The sequence below is a fragment of the Paenibacillus sp. FSL R5-0713 genome (genome assembly GCF_037973325.1).
Taxonomy (GTDB): domain Bacteria; phylum Bacillota; class Bacilli; order Paenibacillales; family Paenibacillaceae; genus Paenibacillus.
On the sequence record NZ_CP150229.1, the window covers coordinates 6,625,099 to 6,642,393 of the forward strand.

At 46.6% G+C, this 17,295-nt stretch carries 13 protein-coding genes; 2 read left to right on the forward strand and 11 right to left on the reverse strand.

Annotation, left to right across the window (positions count from 1 at the left end):
- Nucleotides 1-154 precede the first annotated feature (154 nt).
- From MKZ12_RS29430 to MKZ12_RS29445, 4 genes are all read right to left on the reverse strand, one after another.
- On the reverse strand, nucleotides 155-1,048 hold the full coding sequence (locus MKZ12_RS29430; RefSeq protein ID WP_339258003.1) for a response regulator: 894 nt from the start codon (nucleotides 1,046-1,048) through the stop codon (nucleotides 155-157).
- The gene (locus MKZ12_RS29435) at nucleotides 1,020-2,339 is read right to left on the reverse strand and encodes an ATP-binding protein (RefSeq protein WP_339258005.1); all 1,320 of its coding nucleotides are present in this window, start codon (nucleotides 2,337-2,339) and stop codon (nucleotides 1,020-1,022) included. The genes MKZ12_RS29430 and MKZ12_RS29435 overlap by 29 nt, the downstream gene beginning before the upstream one ends.
- Nucleotides 2,340-2,507: 168 nt before the next feature.
- Entirely contained in the window at nucleotides 2,508-5,702 is a 3,195-nt protein-coding gene (locus MKZ12_RS29440) for an ATP-binding protein (RefSeq protein WP_339258006.1), read from the reverse strand.
- Nucleotides 5,648-6,814, reverse strand: a complete 1,167-nt coding sequence (locus tag MKZ12_RS29445; RefSeq protein ID WP_339258007.1) for a response regulator — start codon at nucleotides 6,812-6,814, stop codon at nucleotides 5,648-5,650. The genes MKZ12_RS29440 and MKZ12_RS29445 overlap by 55 nt, the downstream gene beginning before the upstream one ends.
- A gap of 171 nt (nucleotides 6,815-6,985) precedes the next feature.
- Here MKZ12_RS29445 and MKZ12_RS29450 point away from each other — a divergent pair, with 171 nt between their 5' ends.
- Nucleotides 6,986-7,483, forward strand: a complete 498-nt coding sequence (locus MKZ12_RS29450) for a DinB family protein (protein WP_339258008.1) — start codon at nucleotides 6,986-6,988, stop codon at nucleotides 7,481-7,483.
- A gap of 257 nt (nucleotides 7,484-7,740) precedes the next feature.
- Nucleotides 7,741-8,811: an SDR family oxidoreductase gene (locus tag MKZ12_RS29455; RefSeq protein WP_339258009.1), complete on the forward strand. Its 1,071-nt coding sequence runs from the start codon at nucleotides 7,741-7,743 to the stop codon at nucleotides 8,809-8,811.
- A gap of 60 nt (nucleotides 8,812-8,871) precedes the next feature.
- Here the strand turns inward: MKZ12_RS29455 and MKZ12_RS29460 are convergent, their stop codons facing one another.
- From MKZ12_RS29460 to MKZ12_RS29490, 7 genes are all read right to left on the reverse strand, one after another.
- A complete protein-coding gene (locus MKZ12_RS29460; protein ID WP_339258010.1) occupies nucleotides 8,872-9,246 on the reverse strand; it encodes a helix-turn-helix domain-containing protein in 375 nt (124 codons plus the stop codon).
- 31 nt (nucleotides 9,247-9,277) lie between these two features.
- Entirely contained in the window at nucleotides 9,278-9,697 is a 420-nt protein-coding gene (locus MKZ12_RS29465) for a MarR family transcriptional regulator (RefSeq protein ID WP_339258011.1), read from the reverse strand.
- Between the two features lie 66 nt (nucleotides 9,698-9,763).
- On the reverse strand, nucleotides 9,764-10,498 hold the full coding sequence (locus MKZ12_RS29470; RefSeq protein WP_339238801.1) for an SDR family oxidoreductase: 735 nt from the start codon (nucleotides 10,496-10,498) through the stop codon (nucleotides 9,764-9,766).
- Nucleotides 10,499-10,839: 341 nt separating this feature from the next.
- Complete coding sequence (locus tag MKZ12_RS29475; protein WP_339258012.1) at nucleotides 10,840-11,817, reverse strand: SMI1/KNR4 family protein; 978 nt, start codon at nucleotides 11,815-11,817, stop codon at nucleotides 10,840-10,842.
- A 213-nt stretch (nucleotides 11,818-12,030) separates the two neighbouring features.
- Nucleotides 12,031-13,656, reverse strand: coding sequence for a rhamnogalacturonan lyase B N-terminal domain-containing protein (locus MKZ12_RS29480; protein WP_339258013.1), 1,626 nt, complete (start codon nucleotides 13,654-13,656; stop codon nucleotides 12,031-12,033).
- A gap of 340 nt (nucleotides 13,657-13,996) precedes the next feature.
- The gene (locus MKZ12_RS29485; protein ID WP_339258015.1) at nucleotides 13,997-14,869 is read right to left on the reverse strand and encodes an AraC family transcriptional regulator; all 873 of its coding nucleotides are present in this window, start codon (nucleotides 14,867-14,869) and stop codon (nucleotides 13,997-13,999) included.
- A 167-nt stretch (nucleotides 14,870-15,036) separates the two neighbouring features.
- Complete coding sequence (locus MKZ12_RS29490; protein WP_339258017.1) at nucleotides 15,037-17,145, reverse strand: TerD family protein; 2,109 nt, start codon at nucleotides 17,143-17,145, stop codon at nucleotides 15,037-15,039.
- Nucleotides 17,146-17,295: the final 150 nt, after the last annotated feature.

Genomic DNA, 17,295 nt, shown 5'->3' on the forward strand with positions numbered 1-17,295 from the left:
GATAGTTAAACGCAAAAAAGTGCTAATAAAAGATCTTATTTCAGCATTTAATGTAAGGTTATATAACAATAACGAGCGTTAAAAACACAAAAAACCGAACATCCGTGAAGTGTTACCTCCGGGATTTCGGCTTTTGGATATGAGATATCATATCTCAGTTATTCATCTTTTCAATCGTCTCCATATAGAACACATGCAGGAACTTTTTGATATTCACCTTGCCTTTGTCGGTTGCCTGATCTTCTTCCATGGCTCTCATCTTCACTCGAACATCCTGAAAGTCAAAGTAGAGGGGCGCATAATGCTCAAACTTGTGGTTGCTATAGTCGGTGAGTCCAATCGAGGCCATATTCGTCAGTGCGGCAATCACCGTTCTGCGAATACGTTGTTCCATCGCCTTACTCTCTTTCTCCACGTCTTTGGGCGTAGACTTGTACGTCTGGGCCACTGCTTCGTATGACTCCTTCAGCGGCGGCCACTCCCCGGCACGCTTCTGATCAATTGCATATTCCATAAGGGCCACTATATCCTTGCTGCCACTTTCTCCGATGATCCCGAGATCCATCAGAATGCTCCTAGCCGCATCTCGCACCGAACGACCTTGGGCAGGGGCTGGCACCTCCACCAGATTTAATCGGGCCATTGACTGCTTGATCTCCAGCACGTAGCGTTCATACTTCCACTGTTCATTCACTTTGCTGAGCACATGCTCCACTTCTACCCGATTAATCGGTTTATGAATGAAGAACTCAATTCCGTTCTGGTAGGCAGCACCTACCATCTCCTTGTTCTCCACCTGAGAGATCATAATGAATTTGCCGGTATACCCGCTGTGCTTCAGTTTCGCAACCGTCTCAATTCCGTCCTGATCCGGCATCAACAGATCAATCAGCACCACATCGGGACGCAGATCCATGATCATCCGCGCTCCTTCTATGCCGCCCTCTGCCATACCTGCAAGCTCGCCGATTCCACAGGATTCAATGATATCATGCAGCATGCTTCGGCTGACCACATCATCATCCACGATCATGATAGAAAGTGTCATCGACATCGCCCCCCTTGATTAGATTCATTTTGGGAATAGCTATAGCAAATGTAGTCCCTTTCCCTTCCGGAAGTCCCGATTCTACCTTAATATGTCCCTCCAAAGACTGAACGATATCACGTACATGAGACAGACCAATGCCGGTTGCAGCAATGCCGACTTCATTGAACTTCGTTGTATAGCCCGGTTCAAAGATCACATCCCGTTTGGATTCAGGTACGCCTTTTCCAGTATCCATCACGACCAAATGCACGTCATCTCCCTGCTCATACACACGGATTCGGATCGTCCCGTCATAATCAATCGCCTCTACCGCGTTAGCAATCAGGTTGTTCATTATCGTTAGAAGAGGAATGTAATACGGAGACTCACAATCATAATGTTGCTCGATGTCGATCTCCACCTGCTTATGCAGCATCTCACTATATTTTCGGTTTGCTTTGCTGGCAAAGTTCAGCACTTCGGACAAGCTCATGTTGACCGCTTTTTCGTTATCATACAATTTCAGCAGACCCGCAAGAATGCGTTGTGAGTCCTTCTTCACTTCATGAATCTGCTGAGCAATGCCCAGTGTGCGCTGACTGTATTGGTTCATCTCCTGCTCTCGAAGATCTCGATATAGATCATAGCTGTCTGCCGTAATGCCTTCGATCGTATTCATTGCTTTTTTCAAGTAAAACACCTCGCCATACAGACCTGAGTTTACACTCAGCATCTGCTCCATCCGTTTCTCCTGCTCTGCATGCAAAAGCCGCATCTGTCTCACCGCAAAGCTGTTGTAGAGCCCAATTATAAAATAACTTCGCAGACCGCCCACCACAAGCAGATACAACCATTCCTTCATATAAAAGATATTGGTCCCACTTAACATGCCGCGAAGCAGCAGCTCAACAAGGTTAGAGGAAAAGTCGATACAGGTAATCAGGCCGCCGAGCAGAAGAGGCTGCATTTCATGGAATCGATGCCTGAGCTTGCTAAGACCATAGGCAAAGACTACATAATACACGCCTGCCCCCAGATTGTCCCGCATGCTTTCCAGAATGGATACGGTCTGTACATGATTGATGAGATCTGCCGACTGAAACAGGAAACTTGCCATACCTGTCAGGATTCCTGTCTTCACATAAGACAGGTGCGGCATAATCATCAGCAGAAATAAAAGAATGCTAACCCCCAGCCCGATTCGGAAGTAGTCTTCCCGGAACGGATTTATCTTGAATTGCGCCCCTACCGCTGTGGCAAAGGCAATGGCCGTCATCTGCACATTCTCATTTTTGACCCAATTACGCATCGTTCTCTTCACCCACTATAACAACATTTAGCGCTCATTACCCGAACCTGCGCTTCTAATGTTAAATATACTAACATATGAAAGATGCATTAGAAATAATTAAAATTAGGGAATGAACACGCAAGCAATACAAAAAGGCCGGAAGTCTTCACTTCTGCGGCCTTTTCCTTATATCTCGTCCGGAATATCAAATGATACCATCGTGCCCTCTCCAGGCTCACTTACAATTGATAATCCCTGACCATACCGTTGCAACAATCTGCGGTTCGTATTCACAATGCCTATTCCGCCTTTTCCACCTGGCGTAGCATGTAGCAGCTCTGCAACCTTCTCCGGTTCCATGCCTTTGCCATTATCCTTCACCTCAATACGGGTATAACCCTCATGGCGAGTAATGGATAGGCATACTGTCCCACCCACATTTCGGCTTAATAACCCGTGTCTTACGGCATTTTCAATCAAGGGCTGAATCGACAGCGGCGGGAGAAGTAGAGGAAGATCCGGCTCTACGTTTAGTACCACGGACAATCGATCTTCAAATCGCGTTTTCTCAATAAAAAGATAAGCTTCTACGAGTTCCAGCTCGTATGATAATTTCACCAGTTCCCCTGTATTGAGATAGTTGAAGCTAATTCGTAAATAGGATGAAAAAGCCTCACCAAGCTTCCGCATATGCTCTGTATCAATATCACTTAGGACCATAAGTGAATTCAACGTATTAAACAGGAAATGCGGCTGGATCTGAGCCTGCAAATAAGCAGCCTCCATGCGTAAGCGCTCCTGGATGGACTGATTTAACATGGTCAATGCACGTATCCGATATTTTAGCTCCAGCGCATCTACAGGCTTCGTGACATAATCATTGGCTCCCGATGCAAAACCGGTATATATATCTGGTGGCTGGCTTCGTGCAGTTAACAATAACACCGGAAGTTCTGACATGGAGTATTGTTCACGCACCTTCTGGGTTAATTCATATCCGGACATATGGGGCATCATCACATCCGTTATGAGCAGATCCCACTGGCGTGTGCCCAGCAGTTCCATCGCTTCCTGGCCCGACCGGGCCGTAGTTATGGTGTAGGGTTCATTCGACAGAATGCTGACCAGCACATCCAGATTCACCGGATCATCATCTACAGCCAGAATGGTGGCTTTCCCCTCTTTTAACAACGGAGCCATTTCTTCTGTCGCCATGACTTCTTCGTCCCCCATACCTGAGCGGGGTAACAGGAATCCGCTAGGTGCATCTTGCATCATCTCCGCGGCCTGTTCCCATATCGGAGGAAGCTGTGACTGAGTCTGATGGGTGGTTTCATTCGCGAGCGACAGATCAAAGCTGAATATCGAGCCATTTCCGAGTTCCGAGTGAACCGTTAGTGCCCCGCCGTGCAATTCAACGAGCTCTTTACAAATGTTCAGTCCAAGCCCGATGCCTTGTCCATCGCTTATTCCATATGACCCTTGTTCATACGGAAGGAAAATGCGCATCCTCGTGTCCTCATCCATGCCAATGCCGGTATCCGTCACATGAATCAGAGCCTGTCCTTCACGAATTTCGGCACTCACCGATATCGTTCCTTCCTCGGTATGTTTAAGCGCGTTATGCAGCAGATTATACAAAATCTGAACGAGCCTTTCTTCATCAGCCATGACCGGCGGGAACGATTCCGGAATCTTCATATGAAGGTGGACCGGTTTGCGTTCTGCCATGAATTGAAGCATGGCGATAATACCTGGCACAACCGACTGTATGGAAAGAGGAGCCTGACGTAATACAATACGATGTTCCTTCAGCCGGACTACATCCAGTAGATCACCGAGGAGATGGGACATCCGCCGACCGATCGTAATCAGCAGTTCCATATCCTCCAGGCTCCGTCCATCCAACTTGTCCTTCTCTCGGGTGACTACATTGTGAGCGATGTTAATGATCCCGTGCAGCGGAGTCCTCAGTTCATGTGAGGTATTCGCCAAGAACTGATCTTTAATTTTGTCACCCTTCTGCAGTTCTGTATTCAGCTTGATGTTCTCCTTGGCATTTCTGAAGTATTTCTTGAACCAATAGGCGGAGAAGCCGGTAATGGCAAAGATGATGTCAATGGGATAATAGACTGTTGTCACATCTTTCGATGTCTCACTTGTACTCCACAACATATTGGATATGATGCCTCCGGCTGTCAGTAGTAGGAAAACCATATCTCGATCAGCCTGTTTCCTAAAGAGCATGACACCTACAATGTACAGGAACCAGAGAGAAGAGACGAGAAAGAATAAGTCGATGAAAGCGTAATGAACCATGGCATAGACAACGTGAATGGGCACAGCCAAAATAACAGCAATATAAGCCAATGTCGTGACAATGCCTAATTGAAGGATCTTTGTTGGGATATGTACCACGGTCAATCTCTGGAACAACAGCAGAATACAGGCATTTTGCAGCAGCAGACCAATCAGACGAAGCTTGATCCCCCACGTATAGTTAATAGGGAGCCATAACATCAGAATGTTATCATGACCAGCCATAACCACGATGCCCACAGCTAAGGTTAATATAGCTGCAACAAGTAAGGCCCGCTCCTGGGGGTTGAACACAAACAGAATACAGGCATACATGCCATGAAGGAGTAAAACGAGAAAAATGGCCAGTTGAAAACCGATGGAATACCAACGTGCGTAATCAACCGCCGCCTGGGAACCGAAGCGAACGGGTTTACCGATCCCTCCTATGTACGGGCTATCATAATTGGCTACACGAATGAGTAATTCGATCTCGGTGGTTCCATCATGTTCATAGGTCGCCGTATACGAGTTACTTCTCGGTACATATGTATCTGCATCCTCCGATATCCTCCCCATTCCACCTGTGATATCCCCATTGAGTTCAATCTCGGATGAACTTCGAATGTTTTTGAACCAGAAGGCCACAGGTGTTTGGAGGGGATCCGTCAAAATGCGTAATCGGTATGTGGCATAGCCAATTGCACTCTCCAGATCCCGATTCTTCTCGACATTTTCCCAATTGCCCGGAACTTGGACTACACCTGCCGCAGCTCCTCCCCTACCTGAAATATCCTTACTGGTCAGTAATTCATTCGAATATAGTTCCCATTCTCCATTCAGATACATGATCGGCGTTCGCTCCAGATCAACACCTCGTAAGTCAAGTACACCATTCACAGCGTGATGCTCATCCAACGCAGGGAAGAACTGCGACCAGACCCAACGCATGCCAACCAATGCCACTAACATAATCGACAGGATCAGAACATATTTGAAACGGCTTGCGGACTTTGGTTGTCGTAACCTCATTGGATACGCTGTCCTGACTTGATCAGTCCCAGCTTCCAGTCCCTGTACCATTCGCGGACCTCTTCACTAATCGGTATCTCCAAATCTTGCTCCATTCTGGTAGTTAAGAGACGATACTGCTCCTCCACACCGAGATCGTTGTGCATTTCATCATATAACTTCATTAGAATAAAATAACTTTCTTCTTCATCCGGAAGCATATGCTGGATGCGTCGTGTACTCTCAATCACTTTATCCGCCAGTCCATGCTGCTGGTAATACAGACTTAGTTGTCTCATATGATACAGCCACAGATAGCGTAATCTTTCCCGCTCAGGTTCAGCCCACATGTATTCATAATTACCAAGATAGGTACCCTTATATAGATGAAGCGCTTGCTCATAGGCATGAACGGTACTTGCGTCTACGGCCTTCCATTGCCTGATTTCCCGTTCCCACTGCTCACTATCCAACTGAGCCTCACCCAATTCAAGTCGATAACCTGCCTCCAGGTGTCCACTTTGAATCTTAATCATATCCATATTGCAAGTTTTCAGGGTTTGGCGGACATGATACATCGTAGTGTAGAGTTGGCGTGCCGTCTTCTCCTCTTCCATTCCCGGCCACAGAAGCTCCAGCAGAACACTGCGATGAATAACCTGGTTCCGATGGTGAAGCAGGTATGCAAACAGCTCCTGCGCCTTGCTTGTGCGCCATTTGGCAACCTGAATATCCTTGCCCGGAAGCTTAAACTGAATCTGATTAAAACAGCAAATCAAAGGTACGTTTGTATCCTTTGAACGTTGCTCGCGTTTTACACTCAGTTTCTCTCTTACACGACTCACCGTCTGCTTCAATCGATCTTTTTGGATAGGCTTCATGACATAGTCCAAGGCCTGAAGTTCGAAAGCATGTACCGCATATTGATCGTAACTGGTTACAAATATAATCTCGGTGCCGGATGATACCGCCTGAATCTGTCTTCCCAGATCCATCCCATCCATCTCTGGCATATGGATATCCAGAAATACAACATCAGGTCTGTGCTGCTCCACAATGCCTGCGATAGCCTCTGTTGGATTCATATATGTAGCAATAATTTCGATGTCGCTTACTTCTTTTTCTAGTGATTTTTGAAGGCCTATCAACGCTAGACGTTCGTCGTCAACCAATATCACTTTCACAGGAGCTTCCTCCTCGACCCTGAGGTCTTGAGATTTATTTTCACTATTATATCATAGGCATTTTAAGTATTATGGTTATCATTTCCCAATTTCAATTTCTAGCAATTTAATTGTATAATATTAAATAGAAGACAAGTTAACAATCCGGTCTGGAAGAAAGGAAGGTTTCATATGTCAGATGCGAATCAAAGCTTCGGGCAAGCCCTTGTTAAATCATTAGTGGGGGAACGCGGTCATATCCGCATCGCCCATGCTCTACCCGATATCGATGTCACACTTGCTGCTCGTACGCACGAGGCCATGCCTTATACGATCTATCAGTTGGTGAAACATATGCATTATTGGCAGCAATTCATGCTCGAACACTTGGAAGGACGCAAGCCACAGCCCCCTGCTAACGCGAGTGAGAGCTGGCCTGAGGGGAAAGGCCCTCAGGACGAAGCAACCTGGAAGGCAGATATTCAGGCATTCCTGGCTGGGGTTGATCAAGCGGTAACCATTGCAGAAACAGCACAATTAGATGAGCCACTACTTTATTTCCCGGGGGAAACCAAAGCAGGACTTCTGCGCAATATCGCCTCCCATAACTCGTACCATCTAGGGGAGATTGTTCTGCTACGTCGCTTCTACGGTGCGTGGCCGCCTCCAGGTGGCGGATATCCGGCGTAAACCATATTTACATCATATCTAGTGAACGAATATACAGACACATCTAAGCTGTGAAAGGATCGATTGTTCCTTTTACAGCTTCTTGTCGTTAGAGGCAAGTTACAAGTAACACCCATTGAACGTACAGGTTATAACGCTCGTATCCTGCTCCAGGCTCATATATTACTTCAAAGTACGTATATGACTTTGAGGTGCGTACTTCTCATCCTTCTTTTTCTGGCCCACAATATGAACAGAAGAAGAGAGGAGCATGTCCATTGCAAACCGAACCATCTGTTATCCGCTACACTGCCCTTGTTATCGGTGCTGGAGGCGTCATTGGAAGAAACCTTATTGATTATCTGATGACACTTCCCGAGTGGAATGTCATTGGTGTATCTCGCCGCGGAGGGGAAGATGCCCCCAGATTACGTTATATATCAGCTGATTTACTGAATGAAGCAGACACACAAGACAAACTAAGTCATTTAACGACCGTTACGCATATTTTCTACGCCGCGTATCAGGATCGCCCAACCTGGGCCGAATTGGTACAGCCCAACTTGGCCATGCTCGTTAATGTGGTGAATACGATTGAACCGATCGCTCCAAATCTCCAACATATTAGCCTAATGCAAGGTTATAAAGTATACGGTGCGCATCTGGGCCCATTCAAAACACCTGCCAAAGAAACGGATGCACATCATATGCCCCCCGAATTCAACGTCAATCAGCAGCAGTTTCTCGAGGAACGGCAACCCGGAAACAGCTGGACCTGGTCAGCCCTTCGCCCGTCTGTGGTGTGTGGATTTGCCCTGGGTAATCCAATGAATCTTGCCATGGTTATTGGCGTATATGCGGCTATCTCCAAGGAACTTGGCTTACCACTTCGATTCCCTGGAAAACCAGGAGCGTATCATTCGCTGCTTGAAATGACGGATGCCACATTGCTCGCTCATGCAACCGTATGGGCAGCAACCGATCCGCGATGTGCCAATCAGGCATTTAATATCACCAATGGCGATCTGTTTCGCTGGAATGAGCTTTGGCCCCGAATCGCTGCTTTTTTTGAAATGGAAACCGCACCTCCACTCACCCTCTCACTTGCAACTGTGATGGCAGATAAAGAAGATCTATGGAAGTCCATGATTGAAAAGTATGGTTTGGTGAACACCCTTTATGATGATGTCTCTTCCTGGGCATTTGGTGACTTTGTCTTCTCGTGGGATTACGATTTCTTCGCAGATGGTTCCAAGGCTCGCCGCTTCGGATTTCATGATTTCATTGACACTGAGGCTATGTTTATGGATATTTTTAGAAATCTACGTGATCGCAATATCCTTCCGTAACGTAAATAAAATGCAAAATAAGCCGATTCCTGAATTCCAGAATCGGCTCATAGCAGTCCCTCAACGGTCCGTAGTCGTTGGTGGCTTAAACAGAATTTTTCCTCGATCACCATAAACATTCTCCACGTGTATATCGCCCCACCTACACATCAGATGAAGAATCTCTTTAAGAGTCCACCCATATGCTGTTAACTCATACTCCACTTTAGGCGGGACCTGGTGATGGGAAATTCGGACAATGATCCCCGCCTCCGTTAGTTCACCAAGTTGTTGAGTCAACACTTTCTGGGTGATCGAAGGGATCAGTTTCATCAGTTCACCATTACGTTTCTTGCCAAAGGTAAGATGGAATAGAATAACGGGCTTCCACTTTCCCCCGATCACTTCAAGAAAAGCTTCAACTGCGGTGTTATATACTTTGAGCGGTTCCTCCATATCACCTTCGGTCTCCCTTCGAGTCTATTGCTTAATCTTCCCGATTCATCTTCTCAAAAATACGGACTAGTTGCGCTCGATCCTCTTCGTTTAATTTCTGGAATAAATTCTTACGCAGCTGCTGGCCCTCCAAGATTGCTCTTCCGAGGACTTCGGTCCCTTTATCCGTAATGTTCAAATAAATAATGCGACGGTCCGCTTCATCAACCATTCTAACGACTAGTTCCTTGGCTACCATCTTGTCCGATAAATAACTGAGTGTAGGCGGCGTGAATCCTAATTTTTTTGCAATATCCGAAGGTCGGCTTTTTCCATTCTGTTGGAGATGGCTGAGTACAAGCACATGAGAGACACCGAGGTCTTCATTGAATGCTTTGTTCCATTGTATGATCAACTTGTTGGTGAAATTATCCATGTTGTGTATAAGCTCGAAAATGTTCTGTTCTTCCATTAGATCCTCCTTGAAAAATAAAACAACAGCCCTCATTTAACTTAAGGGCTGTCATCATTTTACACGCTATTGGGCTGAGTAGCCACCATCGATCACCAGTTCAGATCCGGTAATGTACGAAGAATCATCCGACGCCAGGAACAACGCTGCTTTGGCTATATCTATTGCCTGGCCCAGACGCTGCAAAGGCGTTGCCTGAATTAACCGTTCAAGCAGTTCTTTCGATGTGTTCAAGGATTGGGTCATTGGTGTTTCGATGATCCCAGGAAAAAGTGCATTCACCCGAATGCCTTGACGACCAAAGGTGGTCGCAGCGGCTTTGGATAATGCACGTACCGCGCCTTTGGATGCCGAGTAATGGTTAAAGCCTTGTCCAATCATAGCCGTGTATGATGAGATATTGACGATGGAACCTTTTTTCTGGGCTGCCATATAGGGAGTGACATGTTTCATGCCAGCGAATGGGCCGTAACCGTTAATGGAGAGCATTTTCTCCCAATCCTGTGCATTGATTTCCTCAAATGGCTTCTCTGAAGAAATGCCTGCATTGTTGACCAGAATGTCAATTTTCCCAAATCGTTCATTCACTACTTTCGCCAGTGCCTGCCAATCTTCATCCGAAGATACATTCAACTTCATTCCGTACACATTCTCTTTTTGGCTTACTCTCTCCAGTGCTTCCTCATTAATATCTGCTGCAATGACGATGGCGCCTTCCTGCGCAAAAAGATCTACCATGCCCTCTCCGATTCCCGAGGCACCGCCAGTAATAATAGCTACTTTATGATCTAATTTTCCCATGTGGATCACTCCTAACGTATTGTCATTCATGCTTACGATGATGCTTAAGCTCCTTACGTGAAGAAACCAAGCTATTTAGACTTATTATATTTAGACATCTAAATATTGCATGTCTAAATATTATCAGAGTCACTTCCTTTATGCAACGAGCATACCCATATATCCTTATTTTGGATTTGTATAACAGATCTCATTCATCTATTCTCATTCTTTGACATATGCATAGCTCGGCAACATGGCCGTGTACACCAATAACCGGACAGCAAAAAGACTGCTCCCTTCGCTAGGGTGCAGCCTTTTCAATTTCAACGATTTGTATAAAGAGGAACTCCAGCTCTTCCTTACAGTACACCTTGAAGGTTTGCAGGTTGATTTTCTTCATTCACCAGACCTTGAATAAAGGTCTCAAAATTGGGCGCAAGCCAAGTGATCTTGTAGTTTTCATTTTTATCCACATGAACAACCTCGGGCTCACCAGCATTGCCGGATTCACGATAATCCAGCATCACGATCTCCGAATCGGAAGGGCACTCACATAACACAACACCAATCTCGGGGTACCCTCCCTGCTCGATGATGTACCGACTACCCGATTGACCACCTAACGAATGTGCTTTCTCACGTCCAATACCCAGTATTCCCTTGACCTCAACGCGGATTTTCTTGGCAGCTTCTGCTTGGCTAACAGGATAATACCGATAGTGGGGAACACCACCATTATGTAATTTCATCATGTTTATATAGGATGTTGGCAGCTTGAACACCAACTGCTCCTCCATTGACTCGATCTGTCCATCGGTAGGTGGGGCCAACACATATTGATCCACGGCTTCAGCACTGTCATTCCAAAAACCTGTTGGTTCCAGATGGCTAACACTAACAGGTTCATATGAGATTTCAGTAACAGATGGGACGGTATCCACCGATTCATCTACGGATTCCTCTAAGAGTTCCTCTGAGGGCTCCTCATCCATTTTACTTCGAATCCATTCCAGGAACTCCAGCGTATCTTCATCCTCAGGCTCCAATTCATCCGCTCTTTCGAACGCTTGCTGTGCATGCGCATACTGCTCCAGATAGTAATAAGCCAGTCCAATCCGATAATGCCAGAGTGGGTCACCTGTACCCTCTTCAGCAACCGTCAGGAATTGTTCAACCGCTTCATCGTACCGTTCCAGGTTATTCAGCGCTCGTCCCAGATGGTTAACCAGCTCATAATCCCTTTCTTCCACAGGAATCGCTTGAATTGCATCTACAATTTCCTGAAATTCATCTTCTTCATGCCACTCCTGCAATTGAACCAACAGATCGTCTCTCATTTCTTTTTCCTCCCCGTTCATTCACTCATGATTACGTATTGAAAATTATACCACTATCTAGATCACCTTCTCCAGCCAAGCCAGATCCTTGAGCCTGTCACGAATCAATATCTACTCATTCGCAATGCAAAGAATAAAAAGGTAACCTGGACCCAGTTAAGAAAACCAGGCAGGCTACCTCCTTCATTTCTTCCACGATATCGAATTCTTCATTCAATTCAGTAACTCCACACAATCGTAGACCCATCCTGCACTTAACCAATTCCCTAGATCACTGGAACCACTGATCGGTGTAATGGTGATCGTATTGGAACCATTCACGAAGTAAGATGCTGGGACATTCCAGCTAAACGTTGTGTTGTTGCCACGGTAGGTACCAATCGTGAAGCTACGAGAATTGGGCTGTGAAGACGCGGCAGGGTTGGTTAATGCATGTCCATTAACCGTTACGCTAGGTCTGCCATTATTGTAGGCTGCGGTAATCCCGATATTGAGCATATGGGAAGATGCCGCTTGAGATGCATTCAAGTTAAACGTTATTGTGGTTGGTGAATTCTGACCACGGAATTGGATGGCCGGGAATCGATTGGTCGCGCTGCCCGTAGCATAGGTGACAGGCCCCCAGCTTGGATTACGACTATCGGACGGGTGACGGATCGGAATGGTCTGTCCATTCAAGAACTCCCGTGGTGTACCATCCCAGTTACCGATTCGCCAGATGCTGGAGGCTTGACTCGGATCATTGTTGATCGTACGGGTATTCAGCGTCGTCGTTTGGCCTGCCGTGACATTAACCGTTTCTGTATATACCGCCAGTTCTCCCTTATAGGCTGTCATGGTGTATGTCCCTGGAATCATGCTATATTTGGCGGCTGCCCCACTTGAAGAGGTACCCACCCAATACTGAGCATTGCTATTGGCGAACCCAATCGTGTACGCGTACCCTGTATCCATCCCGGAGAGACCATTAAGCACCACGTTCCCCCGACTGGATACCCAGCCCTGCAGATTCAAACCAGACATCCAACTGAAATCAGGTACACTTGGCGTCCCCCCTGTGGTGAAGATCAGAGCGTATGGTCCGTGCAGACCCAGGCGCCAATTTTCCGTTTGTGCATGGCCCGAGTTCATATAATTATAGACTTCCGTCTCCGTTCCACTTTGGAACTGGATGTCACGGAAGAATGGGCCGCCAGAGCTTTTTTCCCGATTGCCGTAGGCCATAAATACACCAACGCCATTACCCGTCACTCCACGAACGGATAAGTCTTTGGCCTGATCATTACCATAATATTTGGAGGCAGACTGTCCATTGGCAAACCCGAACACATCCTGACTTTCAATCGCTCCAGTATTACCCCGGTTGTTAGAATTCGCCGGAACACCTGTCAACACACTACCATTACCGCGGAAAATGTACCGTAACTCTCCAATCGAAGGTTGAGCCGTGATATGCGTTGCCATGTATATGATGTTCTCGCCACCACGCGAAGCATAATAGTGAGTCAATGTGTTGGTGGAAACGGTAATTAACACCGTTGAACCCGAAGGTGACTTATTCCACGTTACATTTGCAGATGATCCCAACCCTGAGCCAATATGTGATCCCCTATTGCTGTTCAGCTCCGTGCCATTCATTTTGGCTGATATAATATCACCATTCGTTTTGTTCACTACATAGACTAATCCCGAACCGGTGTTCACTTCAATTCTGGAGCCGTTGTCTGTGACTTGGATGGTGGCTGCATGGCTTGTGGAGGCAGGGAAAACCAAAATCGTGGAAAACATGACGATGAGTAAAAACATACCTATTCCCTTTTTAACGAAACGTTGAGTCACGCAAATACTCCTCCTGTCAGATTAATTTGTGAAGCGCTTACAATATGATGTATAACAACTTAATTCCGTCTCATATCTATATGTCTGCATATGTGGGCATGTCCACAATCCATGGAATGTTATATCCGATTACGTATAGGTCACCACTTCATTTCAATTTATGCTCGCCCCCTTCTTAAAACACATTGCTGAATAAAAGAAATCTTACAATTTCAATAAAATAATACCATTATATTACATATAATCGCAATAAAAACGACGAATTGATCCGTTAGTAATTCTGAAAACGAAAAACGCAGCTTCAAAAGCTGCGTTCGCGGATACCCATCTAGAGAAGATATCATCTCTTCCGAACAGGTATCCAAATCTCGCTTTTATATTGCTCAACAGTAACATCCTTGTGCTCATTCCATAACATTTCAGGACCCTCACTCAGCTCATAGTCCGATGAAGGAAACCACTCTGCGTAGATCCGGCCCCAGACCTCCTGAAGCGTGTCAGGGAAAGGACCCACGACCGTAAATACGGCCCACGTCGAAGCAGGAACCTCAAGCTGTGTCAGACCTTCAGGCGTTTCTTTGGTCGTAGCTGCGCCAATGTAATGATCCAGTTCTCCCTGTTCCGTCATACGCCCCTCACTGAAATGGGCAGAAGCACTAATTAAGCCCAGAGGCTGGACGTTCGATGCCCCCTTAATTGTATCAATTAAATCCGGTGTAAGCTGCTGGTACATCGCAGCGATCTCCGGATTCACCCCATTGAATACGATCGGCACCCTTTTACGAATACCCACGATTCGAAAAGCCTCTTTGTCTTCAATACGGTAGTTCATTTCGTTTCCTCCTTGAATGGTCAGTTGAAATGTCATCCGCGGGAAGGCTTTAAGAGATGGGCCATGGTTCCGCGCTTCGGAGGGCGTAGTGCCATGCAAGCTTTGAAATGCCCTAGTGAAAGAATCGGGCGATGTATACCCGTATTTCAGCGCAATATCAATAATTTTGCTGTCACTTTGACTTAGCTCCATGGCCGCTAGCGTCAAGCGGCGACGTCGAATATATTCCGAGAGCGTTACACCACTTAGAAAAGAGAACATACGTGTAAAATGATACTCCGAGCAGCAGGCAATTCGGGAAATCTCCTTCATATTCAGGGCGTCCGTCAGATGTTCTTCCATGTAATTCAAGGCTTCATTTAACCGCCTCAGCGTATCCATATCATCCCTCCCACGTTAATTCAAGCTTAACAAAGTCTTTCTCTTTGCATCCGACATTACCTGCACCTTTCTGTAGGCTCTGTGCACACATACCAGAAAAAAAGAGCAGCATAAGCTACTCTTTTTTAATGTTGATACACACATATCGCGGTTTCAAGTCAAACAGGTCAGGCAAGATACTCCGCCATAATCTGCTCAATATCATACGGCGTCACGCCCTCATCGACCGCATAGATGGTATCGGCCTGATCCTTCGTGTCCACCAGTTCCCCTCTCGCTTTGGCGTGCAGCATGAACAAGTCATACAGGTCGGGTTTGCGTAATGTGGTCAGCGCCTTACCCATCAGCACGATACCTTTCTGATTCCCCTCTACGTTATTGTTGTAGTCCGGATATCTGGTCAGCGCCAGATCCGTCCAGATGATTGTTCGCTCAACCAGATCGAGAATTACAGGAATGGCTAGCTGGGTGTCCGCTGTGATATCGATTTTATTCTGGACAGTAGTTGGTTCATAGATCTCACCCGAGCCCGGCTTCTTGCGCATCATCCAGCCTGCAAAACATTCCGGCAAATTACAGTACGGATGGCTCGTGAAGGAGTGCAATGTCGTCACCACATAGCGTCCGCCATAATTCACGATTGAGGGGATATGCAGATCAATGAATTCACTTGCACCATGTGGTGCAGTCACAATATCCCCACTATGAGCCGCTTTGTATTTGACGGATCGCAGATTGGTGTAGGAGATATGTTCAACGTAATTCCAATTCTCGTCATACATGACCGCCGACAAGTCAATATCCACACGCCCCGTAGGTGTGCCGTCCACCTCGCCCTCTTTCCACCAGCTGAAGAAACGTATCGTGTCACCTTCACCCATCGGGATACGGCTTCCACGCACAATGGTTCGCAGAGCTTTGCTCGCGGATCGTTGTGAAAAAGGAACCAGATAATGCTGGAGACGTTCATCAATATACGTCTTTCCGAGTGCTGGGAAGTCAGCGAACCGTGTAATCAAGGCCTGCTCGCACAATTCCACGACTTCCTGACAGACCGCCTCGTCAAGCTCCGGCAGCTCATTCGGGATGCCAAAAGCCTTTGCTACATTGCCTTTCGGAAAAAAGACCCGCAAATCCGAGGCTTCATTCCGCTGTGCGAAATGCTGTCTCACCTGCAATAACACGGGTGTGGATACCTGTGCAGCCACTTCACCAAAGGCCAACAGTACATACGCTTCATCTTCAGTTATCCGCAGCATGTGATCCAGTTTTCTCGCAAATTCACCTGGACGCTGCGACAACAGATCGATTAGACTCCATACATTCCGATATTGGAAGGCAAGCTCCACACTTCCGTTGAAGGTCGAATAAGGCTTATTATTACGCAAAATATCAAAGGCTTCATCGCATCGTGGATACCGAAGCTTATATTCCGAAGGATGCAGAATTTCGCCAAGGCGAATCCAGCGATCCTTATAACGCAGCATATCCTCCGTGATGGAGCCACATTGCTCCAATAATCCGAGCAAAAGGCGTCTCTCACGGCGTTTGAATTTTCGGAAGGGAGAAGCCGCAGCGAGACTGACATCACCATTCGACCAAGCAACAGCCAGACGCAGGACATCACTTGCCGTTTTGAAATACATGCCGATTCGGTCGATGTTCGCCTTTTCATGCTTCAACAGCGAGGAGACCACGAAGCCTACATTTTCTTTGAACGGAATCTCGGCGGGCAGAATCGCATCCACTTCACTTGGATCTGCATGCTCCAACACGGTATCGATATCTTTCTTGTCTGTTTCCGAGATGGAACCTTTCGCTTCAATGATCTGACGAATGAGTGTCTGGAAGGCTTGTTTGTTTCCCAAACCAATGACTTTCAAGTCCGTCTTCTCCAGCAAAGGCATTCTCTCCACAGATGGTTGATCCGGGTAGACCACAGTCAGATTGGTCAGATAATGAATAATCGCATTGAGATATAACTCCGCTTCATCCGCTTGCATCACCTGCATCGGGAATCCTGCATACATCGGTGTGTACTTCACATGTGCGCCGACCATGACTCTCAGATCAGCCACAAGTTGAATATATACGGTTTCAAATTGTTCCTTGGACAGCTGCCGCATCGCCTGCATTAACTCATCCGAGAAGGTGTATCCGAGCGTTTCAATATTCTTGAGGGCAGTCGCCAGGTGTGTCTTCGGCAACTGTTGCTTCCCTTCGTTGGGTTCAATGATGAGTTTGTTCGCTCTGCGCAAATAGATCGTATTGTTCATGATAAAAGAGTCCAGGAAAGCCACATCCCTATATAACATGATAGGTTAGGGTTAGAAGGAAGGAATGTGATAGCCTGGACGCCTCCTCTCTGATAATGAGATCTTCAGGAGAGCTGCGACCCTATGATCTCCAATGATTGTAGAAGGAAG